Origin of the sequence: Leptothoe sp. PORK10 BA2, assembly GCF_034932105.1 — a bacterium.
In the GTDB taxonomy this organism is placed as follows: domain Bacteria; phylum Cyanobacteriota; class Cyanobacteriia; order Phormidesmidales; family Phormidesmidaceae; genus Leptothoe.
Genome location: NZ_JAYGIG010000069.1, coordinates 1 through 10,583, shown reverse-complemented (window position 1 = coordinate 10,583; position 10,583 = coordinate 1). Strand labels below are relative to the sequence as shown.

The 10,583-nt window shown below is 46.9% G+C and carries 9 protein-coding genes; 3 read left to right on the top strand and 6 right to left on the bottom strand.

Going from position 1 to position 10,583, the window contains the following annotated elements:
• The 6 genes from VB741_RS13555 to VB741_RS13530 all read right to left on the bottom strand — a co-directional run.
• A partial coding sequence (locus VB741_RS13555; RefSeq protein WP_323365716.1) for a hypothetical protein occupies nucleotides 1–997 on the bottom strand: 997 nt, incomplete at its 3' end.
• Nucleotides 998–1,079: 82 nt separating this feature from the next.
• Nucleotides 1,080–1,409, bottom strand: coding sequence for a hypothetical protein (locus tag VB741_RS13550; protein WP_323365715.1), 330 nt, complete (start codon nucleotides 1,407–1,409; stop codon nucleotides 1,080–1,082).
• 140 nt (nucleotides 1,410–1,549) lie between these two features.
• Nucleotides 1,550–2,059 (bottom strand): flavodoxin FldA, encoded by a 510-nt coding sequence (gene fldA, locus VB741_RS13545; RefSeq protein WP_323365714.1) that lies wholly within the window; start codon nucleotides 2,057–2,059, stop codon nucleotides 1,550–1,552.
• A gap of 175 nt (nucleotides 2,060–2,234) precedes the next feature.
• Complete coding sequence (locus VB741_RS13540) at nucleotides 2,235–3,683, bottom strand: chlorophyll a/b binding light-harvesting protein (RefSeq protein ID WP_323365713.1); 1,449 nt, start codon at nucleotides 3,681–3,683, stop codon at nucleotides 2,235–2,237.
• 34 nt (nucleotides 3,684–3,717) lie between these two features.
• The gene (locus VB741_RS13535; RefSeq protein WP_323365712.1) at nucleotides 3,718–4,782 is read right to left on the bottom strand and encodes a chlorophyll a/b binding light-harvesting protein; all 1,065 of its coding nucleotides are present in this window, start codon (nucleotides 4,780–4,782) and stop codon (nucleotides 3,718–3,720) included.
• Nucleotides 4,783–4,913: 131 nt separating this feature from the next.
• A complete protein-coding gene (locus tag VB741_RS13530) occupies nucleotides 4,914–5,639 on the bottom strand; it encodes a phycobilisome rod-core linker polypeptide (RefSeq protein WP_323365711.1) in 726 nt (241 codons plus the stop codon).
• 1,268 nt (nucleotides 5,640–6,907) lie between these two features.
• On the opposite strand from VB741_RS13530, the gene VB741_RS13525 reads away from it, so the two are divergent.
• The 3 genes from VB741_RS13525 (at nucleotide 6,908) to VB741_RS13515 (ending at nucleotide 10,497) form a co-directional block, all read left to right on the top strand.
• On the top strand, nucleotides 6,908–7,870 hold the full coding sequence (locus tag VB741_RS13525) for a FecCD family ABC transporter permease (RefSeq protein WP_326522191.1): 963 nt from the start codon (nucleotides 6,908–6,910) through the stop codon (nucleotides 7,868–7,870).
• A 2-nt stretch (nucleotides 7,871–7,872) separates the two neighbouring features.
• Nucleotides 7,873–8,706, top strand: a complete 834-nt coding sequence (locus VB741_RS13520) for an ABC transporter ATP-binding protein (RefSeq protein ID WP_323365710.1) — start codon at nucleotides 7,873–7,875, stop codon at nucleotides 8,704–8,706.
• A gap of 132 nt (nucleotides 8,707–8,838) precedes the next feature.
• Entirely contained in the window at nucleotides 8,839–10,497 is a 1,659-nt protein-coding gene (locus tag VB741_RS13515; protein ID WP_323365709.1) for a TonB-dependent receptor domain-containing protein, read from the top strand.
• The last annotated feature ends 86 nt before the right edge of the window (nucleotides 10,498–10,583 follow it).

Sequence of the window (10,583 nt, the reverse complement as noted above, 5' to 3'; positions counted from 1 at the left end):
CGAACATTCCTTGCTCTTTGGGTATTGGAATGTTCGTTGCTTTGAGCGATGGCAACGCACCCCGTAGGCAATCTCTTTTCCCAAGGGCTGCACCTGTCAACTTAAAGAAAAACTTCGCACTGTCCAGTTCAGTCGGGTAAACCGTTTCATTGAAAACAAAAAAGATGGAAATCAGTGCCATCAGCCCAACGCCAGCTAGGCTGTAAGACAAGATAACATGGCCATCATAAATAAAGCGCTGTTTGAACCAGCCAAAGGGTGCGCGAACGGTATGCCAAATACCGCCTAGAATGCAAATAATAGATATCCAAATATGTCCGCCAACAATATCTGGCAGGTTATCGACTGCAGCCATCCCCATGGCATCCCAACCATGGCGGGTAAATCCAAAGAGATAGCCAAAGATAATGGCTGGATTAGTGGTGGGATTGTTTACCAGATGAACAGTACCTAACGCAGGATCGTAAATACCACCGAACCGTGTAGCTTTAAGCACAAACAATGATGCGGCAAAGCCTAGGAAAATCAGGTGCTGTCCCAAAATAAAGCCTAGGGTTGTGGGGTTACTCCAGAGGCCTTCCTTTTTGGCCATGATTTTGTCATTGCCCACGGCATAGTTGATGGAGCGCTGATTAAAAATATGGAATAAACCGCCTGCGGCTAGGACAGCTGATGAGACAAGGTGGAGGATTGCGATCGCAAACCAAGTGCCTACATTCTCCACACCCCAACCTAAATTAACCAAACGAGGCAACAGCAAAAACCCTTGTTCAGCTATGGGCGTGTCTGAAACATAGCGAGAAATTTCAAAAAGGGTAAATGCCCCGGCCCAAAACATAATCAAACCAGCATGGGCTAAATGCGCCCCTAACAACAGCTCAGTTCGATTGATCAGACGAGCGTTACCCTGCAGCCATGAGAAATCTCTACGCCCAAGCACACTAACGGAATTTTTCCCCTGAGCGGCATCCAAATTTAATGTTGGTTGAGATTGCATTATTTAGGCTCCAGCTCTAAATTATCTACTTATACGGGCAAAATGATACGGGCAAAATGATCTTTGAATAGATCGCAATAACCTAACGCTTCACTAACTCCTTAATTTGTTGATAAGGCAGATTAGTCTGAGAGTTTAAATGATTACCCCCAACCGAGTTGGCAGCATAATCGACACAACCAATAGCTTCTTCAGTCAATGCAGAGAAGGGATTTACCGTACATTTCAAACGATAATCACCCGTGAAATAAGCACATTGGCTGCAAGGAATCTGATGTAGCCTCCTTACATAATTTGCCCCTTGCTGCAAGGTATGAAATACCCGCCATACACAGAACAGTAAAACTGCACAGATTCCAATTGTCACTCCCACATTGCCTACTGCATGTAGAACCAGAGAAACAATAGTCATAAACGTAAAAAGAGAGAAAACGCAAAGTTCAGAGAGTGCGAGTGTAGTCAATGACCGTTAACTTTTCAACGAAATAAGAATCCAGTCATTGCCCACACTCATTAGGAAAAGCTACCTACAGAGAGGAGGAATCAGATAGCTTAAATCGACATTTCTTGCTTGATTTGAGCTGCCCAGGTCTTGATCCGATTTTCTGTCTTTTCAGACTCATTATCGTCATCAAGCGCTAGACCACAAAATTTGTTGCCATCACGAATGGCTAGAGAAGCTTCATGGTTATACCCATCTGCAGACCAGTAGCCAACAGTCTTACCACCCAGGCCAGCAATCTTCTCCTCTAATTGCCCCATAGCATCCATAAAGTTATCAGAATAACCCACCTGGTCACCTGTTCCCATGTAGGCTACAGTTTTGCCACTAAAGTCAACATCATCAAGATCATCGAAAACAGCAGCCCAATCATCCTGTAGTTCACCAATATTCCAGGTGGGGCAAGCAATGATCAAATACTCATAACTAGCTAGAGCACTTGCATCTTCAATTTCAATCAAATCTACCACTGAGTCACCTCCCAGCGCTGCTTGAATCTGCTCAGCAGCATCGGCGGTCTTACCCGTAGTAGACCCATAAAACAAACCTACTTTGGCCATAACAACTCCACTAATCAAGTTGGAAGAAAGTGGAGACTATCACGCGACCGAGTCATAGTCTCCTTGGCGAGTTCCCATCTAATTGAGAAATAAAGTCAATAAGACTTTCCTCTAGATGAGTATACACGGAATTTGCTATTGAGAATAATTCTTTTTAAAAGGATGCACTATTCACCTACAGAGTTAACAGCAAATCACCATTGCTGACGAGCAAATAGGCAAACAGAGCTCCGCCAGCACCACCTACGAAAAAGCTAGTGGCAAACTGGCTCCAACCATCGGCAGACTTGAGGTTTTCAGGCAGCTCACCCCCTACCGGTTTATTGGAAACAAACGTTGCTCTGCCGTAGAGCGATAGGCCCAAGGTCAAAGCGAGCACCAAACCGCAGGCGGAAAGCAGACCGGCTAAATCTGCTAAGTCTGTATTGCGTAGGGGCCCCAAAATAGCAAAGGGGCCAAATAGGAAGTATCCGTGGGCCATGCCAATTTCCAGGCCACGGGAAAAGGGCGAGAGACCTTTGCGATAAATCGGTAGGTTATTAATCCACAGCAGGCTTAAATCGGAACTGTTGATAGGGGTGTTCATGGTGCCCACCTCAGGGTTGTAGCTGAGGACAAAATCACCTCTGCCAAAGCTGTAGCCCTGAGCCTGTGCTCTGGCCCGCACAGCATGCCACAGATGCCCGGCCAGCAACATACCACCAAAAGCAAAGTGAAATGACGCTAACCAAGTGCGTACAGGAATCACGTCGGCATTACCTAAAAAACCTAGCGGTCCGTAGAACACCTCTGGATAGGCTGTGTCATTCACGGTGACAAAGTAGCCTGCAAAGATACCCATATAGGCTAGAGCACCCAAGCTATAGGATAGGTAGGCTTCACCGTTATAGACCAACACCTGTTTCGCCCAGCCAAAGGGACGAGTGGCAATATGCCAAATGCCGCCTAGAACGCACATTAACCCCACCCAGATGTGGCCACCGACAATGTCTTCTAGGTTATCCACCGCGGCCATACCAGATTCGCCATGGGCACCGATCAGGTAACCAAAAATCTTTCCGGCACTCAGGGTGGGATGATCGACCACTCGCATGGCTCCTAGATCAGGATCGTATAACCCTCCCCAGAACATGGCCTTGGCTACAAGCAACCAGGCACCCAAACCGAGTAAAACGAGATGAATGCCAATGATGGTGGTCATCTTACGGTCGTCCTTCCAGTCGTAACCAAAAAAGCCCGCAAAGGTGCGGTCTTTTTTGAGCTGATCTGGCCCCAGAAATGAGTGATAGAGACCACCTGCGCCTAACACCGCTGAGGCCACCAGATGGAACATGCCAACGGCTAAAAATGGATAGGTATCAATAATCACACCGCCTTCACCGATGCCGAAGCCATAGGTGGCCAGGTGAGGCAACAGAATAAGCCCCTGGTCGTACATGGGCACATCTGGGCTATAGCGAGACAGTTCAAATAAGGTCATCGCCCCGGCCCAAAGGGTGATTAGTCCCGCATGGGCGACATGGGCTCCCAGCAGTTTGCCAGAAAAGTCAATGAATCGAGCATTACCGGCCCACCAGCCCACACGCTGTGGAGCTAGCCGACTACTAATTGGAGTTGCAGTCATGGTCTTACCTTTTTATCTTCTATTTGAGCAATATCTAAGCCTTGAGCTGGCTAATAGCGACCTGTTCAATGGGAGCAGCCACTCGTCCACCAACATTCTGGGTCACTTGGCCCTGCCCAAAGTCAAAACCAGCTGCTCGCAGAGCATGCCAGAGATGTCCCTGCAGAAAAAAGAACCCCAACCAAAAATGAGCATTTGCCAACCACTCCCGTGATGAGTAGCCCTCTATAGGTGAGGCACTGACAAAATAGGGAACTTGGTCAAATTCAATGGTTAAGGCAGGACCAAAAAACTCCGTAGGAAATACCAAAGAGTTAACGGACACAAATAGTGTGGCCACAAACGCCATCAGACTAAGTGATCCCAAGCTATAGGCCAGATACGCTTCGCCTGAGAAGACAAATAGCTGCTTTACCCATGGGGCAGGCTGAGTAGAGATATGCCACAGACCACCTAAAATCAGCACAATACCGATATATAAGTGACCACCGACGACGTCCTCAAGATTGTCTACGCCCGCCAACCAGAATTTACCCGCAAATAGGTAGCCAAAAATCTCCGCCGGATTGGTATTGGGTGCAACCGTATGCACCGACTGGGTCAACGGATCATAGAGTCCGCCAAGAAACATAGCTTTGGCCACCAAAAGCAACGCCCCACCGCCCAGTAGAACCAAATGTGACCCCAAAATTTGGGTCATTTTATCGCCATCACTCCAGTCGTAGGCATAGCTGCCACTGAGAGTTTCAGGCCCTTTTAGGGAGTGAAAAATGCCACCAAACCCCAAAAAAGCAGAACTAATCAGATGCACCGCACCCACCACAAAATAGGGATGGCTATCCACAATCGTGCCGCCATTTCCCAGACCGTAGCCTAGACGAGCAAGATTGGGCAGCAGAATAAAACCTTGTTCGTATAAGGGTCGAGCCATGTCCAGACGACTAACTTCAAACAGAGTAATCAACCCAGCCCAAAGCACGATCAGCCCTGCATGGGCTACATGGGCACCGAGTAGCCGCCCTGATAAGTTCACCAGTCGGGCATTACCCGCCCACCAAGGCGGAGAGCCCGCTACGCTCGTTGTAACAGACGTTGTCATAATTATGAGTCCTGTAGTCAAAAAGCAGGCCTTATTGACTTTCGATATCAATAAGGTTCAATTAAACTCTAGTGCATTCTCAAATTATTGAGAATCTTTCCTTTTTTAATTTTTATGTCATGTCACGGTTTTTACGGCGAAACAATTGGCACAAAAGCAAATAAATAAAGTACTGCAAACGTCATCAAGCTAACGGCGACATAGGCCAAAGGTGAGGCAGCTGCCTCGGGAAATTCCCACCAGTTAGGCATTACGGGTTTAATAGTGTAGTTAAACCCTAGATCCACTAACTGTTCTAAATGTTCTTGGCCATAGCGAGCCATCCGGGCAAAGGGTAATTCTCCAATCTCCCGTTGAGGTAAGATGCGTTGCCGTTGATAGGGGACTATATCATCACCAAAGACTTTTAAATACTCATCACTATTTAAAAGTGCATCAATAAATCCTGTTAGCCCTTTAGTAGCTAGCACAATTGACCAAGCCTGAGCCTCAGCCTGACTGTAAATATCTCGCCCTAAAATTCGCTGCACACAAAGCTGTACAAACCGATAGTTGTTATTACAGTCATACACATAACGGCGAAAACTATCCGCAGTAACCAGTCCTCGAATAAAATCACGGATAGTAATTTGATTGCTTCGGAGCTGGGATTCTAAAAAGCGCTGACGATGATAGGCAATTATCTGCTGCTCATTAAATATTTGTCGATAAGCTGCATAGATCAACGTATCTATCTCCTGAGCTTGCAGCAGATTACTGGTGGAATAAATCTTTGGGCTCTCTTCATTGCCGATATCTAGGGCAGCAACTCTGATATTTTGAGATGTCGGATTATAGGCCAATATTGGAATGCTCACTATTCAACCTCTTAAGTAGTTGTGTTATGAAATGACTATTTGACGGCCAACAGCAGGGGTATCTAATGCTTTACTATCTCAATCTGAGTGAGTGGATGCACCAGAAGAAATTGTGAGTCGAGAGAATAGTCGATGCTGAAAAAAAGAATTTAGAAGCAAGATGAAACAACCTGGAGATATCTCCAGGTTGTGGTTAACCAGGATATTAATGGCTACCTGGTTACAATGGGCCTAGTGCTATAGCCAAGATTAGATCGGTAATGAGATTTATTTTCAATAATTTTTGTAATTTTCTTTAGCCAATAAAGAGCTAAGTGTATCTGGCTTTACATAGGAAAGCCTTACTTGTTTTATAGGGAGAATTTCATTTTCTGTATTCAAAGGACTTCATAGATCCACAAATAACTAGTCTGTTAATTCGGTGTATTAGCTGATGAATAAGGTTTTCTCCCTTAAAGAGAAGGACATCAGATGCTGTTGCTTAACTCGGATTTTGTCTGGTCACCACTTTTTTTAGCATTTGAGAATGTTCTCTGAAAGCAATTGTACGAACAGGGCAGCACCCAATAATATTGAATATGGCTTGATCAATATTATTGAGATCTAGTTTCAATAATATAAACTTATTTACAGTCAATTCTTATATAACTACTTCTCATCAGCTGTTCTAATTTTGTCGTGTTGACAGCTAAAGATCTATGAATGCTGGCACCCAAGATCTCTCCATTAGTCTGATACATAAAATTGCTAACGTTGCCGTTATGTTTAGAGCCGAATTCCCATCAGCTACTCCTGATTTGAGTCCATGGCTTACAGACGACATTACTCGGCAACAGATGAACCCTTCATCGATCTTGGGCTCAACTATAGGGTAGTGGCTCTCAACGCTAAGCTATCAGAGCTTAGTACACACGATTACAGACAGCAGATCACAGGCTGGCGACTGCTTAATGAGCGATACTATCCGTCTGATAGATCCCATGGTGACAAAGCAAATGCTCCTTAGGCGGCCATCTTGCCAAACGTACGGTCGCTAGAATCAGCATTTTATCCCACTATTTTGTAACTACGTTTACTTGACATCCATTCTCATTAATTTAATAATCGAGCTTAGCGTTTCTTTGTCCACAGAGTAATTTGGAGGCTTGCGCTCTCAATTTACTCTGTGGCTTCTTACGGAGATCAGTCATTTGGGAGCAGTTCTGCCAAAAGTAGCCCCAAAAAGGGTATCTAAACCAACGGTCCACTATCGATTGCTAGTAGTGGGGTTGGCGCTATTTCTGGGTTTGTTTATTGCGATCGCAATCTCCCTATCCTTTGGCTCCGTTTCCCTGTCTCGATCAGAACTTTGGGCCGCTTTGCTCAAAGAAGGCAGCCGCATTAACCAAACCATCGTGTGGGATCTGCGGCTACCCAGGGTGATTTCCGCTATCGTTGTCGGTGCAGCCTTGGGCATGTCTGGGTCATTACTCCAGGGCATGCTGCGCAATGGCTTGGCTAGTCCTTTTTTGCTAGGGATTTCATCAGGGGCCGGGTTGGCAGCTGTGCTGATTATTGGTCTTAAAGTCTGGGATATTTGGCTACCCTTAGGTGCCTGGCTTGGGGCCGTAATCGCCATGGCTATCGTATTTGCCCTAGCCAAAACTAAAGGGGAAATATCCGTAGAGCGTCTGATTCTAGGCGGTGTTGCCACCAGTGCGCTGTTTGCTGCACTGCAGACAATGTTGCTGTTAATGTCCCGAGATGGTCAGGTACAGGCAGCTCTCACCTGGCTCATGGGCAGTCTCAATGGCCGAGGCTGGGAAGAGTTAACGATTGTTGGCCCCAGCGTGGTGATTGCCCTGGTACTGGGGTGTTTGCTGGCGCGTCAGGTCAACCTGTTAAATCTGGGGGATGACTTGGCGGTGGGTTTAGGGAGTTCTTTGGTGCGATCTCGACTCCTCATCGGCGCCGTGGCCACTCTCCTGACCGCCGGAGCTGTCAGTATTGCCGGTCTAGTGGGCTTTATTGGTCTATTAGTTCCCCACGGAGTCAGATTGCTGGTGGGCAATGACTATCGGCTTGTTTTACCCTTTTCTGCCATTGGGGGAGCGCTCGTACTTTGCATCGCCGATCTATTCGCTCGTTTAGGCCCCATCGAACTCCCCGTGGGTATCGTCACCTCAATTATGGGAGCACCCGTCTTTATGTGGCTGCTCTATCGTCGTAGTGGATCAACCACAAGGGGTTAGCCATGGTTTTAGATGCACATGACCTAAAGGGTGGCTATGGCGATAGAACCATCGTTGAGCAAGTAACCCTGGCCTTACATCAAGGTGAATGGATTAGCATTCTAGGAGCAAACGGTTCTGGTAAATCTACCCTATTGCGTCTATTCGGACGAGTCTTATCCCCCCAAGATGGAGTAATTTCCCTGGGTGGTCACGATATCCACAGTTTGTCCCCAACAGCTGTTGCCCGTAAGCTGGCGTTGCTGCCCCAACAGCAAGTTTTACCAGCCGGTCTCAGTGTTTATCAGTTAGTCAGTCTGGGGCGTTCCCCCCATCAACCCTGGTGGCAATGGGACTTAACCGACGACGACCAGCAGCAGATTGAGCAGGCTTTAGCTTGGACAGACATTGATCATCTGCGCCATGAGCCAGTAGCTAACCTATCCGGCGGTCAAAAGCAGCGGGCTTTTTTGGCCTTAGCCTTGGCACAAAACCCCCAAGTGCTTCTACTGGATGAGCCCACCACCTATCTAGATATCCATTACCAGCTACAGCTGCTGGAGTTACTCAAGCAGCTCAATCATCAGACAAAGTTAGCCATCATCACGGTCCTTCACGACATCAATTTAGCTGCCCGCTACAGCGATCGGCTGGCCTTCATGCGCAAGGGCAAACTTTGGGCCATTGGCACTGTTGCAGAAACCCTGACACCTGACATTGTCAACCAGGTATTCGATGTAGATGTCACCATTTTAGACACCCCAGTCGGCCCACAAATTTGCCCCTTGGCAGCAAGTCAACCCTTACACACCCCACCCAGCGAAATCGCTGAATTGAAACCCAGAGCAGCTCTTTAAATCTCTGCGGCGGCAATTTGACGATTTTGCGACATATCCCGCACAACATTTTTGATTAGTTATTCCCCTAGAATGAACACTACTCACTTACTGAGAACAATTCTTTTCAACAGCCCTTGCCTGATGCTATTGATGGCTACCCCTGCCATGGCCATCGTTCAAACCAGTGAAACCTGTAAAACCGGTCTGGTTACATCATCTTGCGACGAGTCTGGAGAAGGCTTAGAAACCTCACTGATTGGTCAGGCAGAATCGCCTGAGGCATCCGATGAACTGATAGACAACGATGACGACGGACTTCTACGCATCACCGTGACCGGCACCCGAACACCTCGCACTATTCAAGCCGCTCCAGTCACCGTTAATGTCATCGATGCAGATGATATTAACCAGCTGCTGATCCGCGATATTTCTGACCTAGTGCGCTATGAACCCGGTGTATCCGTCAGAAACAATCTGCAGTTTGGTCTCCAAGATTTTAATATTCGAGGACTTGAAGGTAACCGAGTGTTAATTCAGGTCGACGATATTCGACTTCCTTCATCATTCCAGTTTGGGGATGCTGTCACCCCCGGTCAGGGATTCAATTTGGGACGTGATTATTTCGATACTGAGATTATCCGGACGGCTGAGATCCTGAGAGGACCGGCATCTACACTTTACGGCAGTGATGCTTTGGGGGGTACGGTTAGTTACTTTACTCTAGACCCTACAGAGTTAATCGATGAAGTCGGTCGAGATTCGGCAGCCACCGCATCGACTAATTTTGATAGCCGCAATGATGGGCTTACTAGTACGTTTGTTCAAGTGTATCGGTTTGACAATATTGACACCCTGTTTGCCTACTCCCGACGAGATAGTTCCGAAGCAGAGAATTTAGGGGATGAGCAAAATAGCGATCGCAACAGCGTTCTCGGCAAACTGGTCTATAACCTCAATGACAGCAGCACTGTTGATTTTACGGTAGAGCACTTTGATAACAGCGTGGATACCATCACGTCTGAAGAAAATTTACCCCTAATCACCGGTACCACCACTCGATTTGAAGAAGAGATCGACACTAACCGAACACGACTCAGTCTGGCCTACGAGTATGACAATCCAGAAAGCACCTCCTTTTTAGACTTTGCCAGGGCGCATCTTTACTTCCAGGACTCACGTACCCAAGAAGAAAATGAACGGGAGTTTTTTGCGTTTGATTTTCGTGCCCGTCGACCAACACCAACACCAACTCTACGAGTTAGCGAAAACCGGTTTGTCGATCAGATATTTGGTGGCGATGCTCAGTTCCGTAGCGATTTTGACTGGGGTGGCAGCGACCACCGTTTGACCTACGGTGTTGATATTTCCAATGCATTTAATGCTCGTCCCCGTAATCGGATCCAAACCAATCTGATTACCGGAGGCACTACCCAGAGAGCAATTCCCGATGATTTTCCCACACGAGATTATCCCAACTCAGATACCTTTAGAGTTGGAATTTATCTTCAAGATGAGATTACTTTCGGTGATGGCAAATTTGGCATCATCCCTGGTCTGCGTTATGACTACTACGATTTGAGTATTGACGTTGATGAAGATTTTGAACGCAATGGTGCCACTGCCACTGACTTTAGCGATAGTTCGTTTTCACCAACCCTAGCACTAGTTTATCAGCCCACATCTGAGCTTAGCTTCTATGGTCGCTATGCCCGTGGGTTTCGCGCACCACAATATGATGAGATCAACAGTGGATTTACCAATCAAATCTGTAAAGATTCAGGGGGGTCAGTCTCCTTCAGGGATCAATGAAGGTGCAGGAGAACCATGTCGAGAGGCTTTTAACGCATCGGTCAGGAAGTCAAAGATCGAGCGTTTCTGAGCCTTTAAGCTGGTAA

Excerpts from the sequence above, each read along its gene's own strand:
- VB741_RS13550 (WP_323365715.1), bottom strand. The coding sequence starts at position 1,409 with ATGACTATTGTTTCTCTGGTTCTACATGCAGTAGGCAATGTGGGAGTG.
- fldA (WP_323365714.1), bottom strand. The coding sequence starts at position 2,059 with ATGGCCAAAGTAGGTTTGTTTTATGGGTCTACTACGGGTAAGACCGCC.
- VB741_RS13540 (WP_323365713.1), bottom strand. The coding sequence starts at position 3,683 with ATGACTGCAACTCCAATTAGTAGTCGGCTAGCTCCACAGCGTGTGGGC.
- VB741_RS13535 (WP_323365712.1), bottom strand. The coding sequence starts at position 4,782 with ATGACAACGTCTGTTACAACGAGCGTAGCGGGCTCTCCGCCTTGGTGG.
- VB741_RS13520 (WP_323365710.1), top strand. The coding sequence starts at position 7,873 with ATGGTTTTAGATGCACATGACCTAAAGGGTGGCTATGGCGATAGAACC.
- VB741_RS13515 (WP_323365709.1), top strand. The coding sequence starts at position 8,839 with ATGGCTACCCCTGCCATGGCCATCGTTCAAACCAGTGAAACCTGTAAA.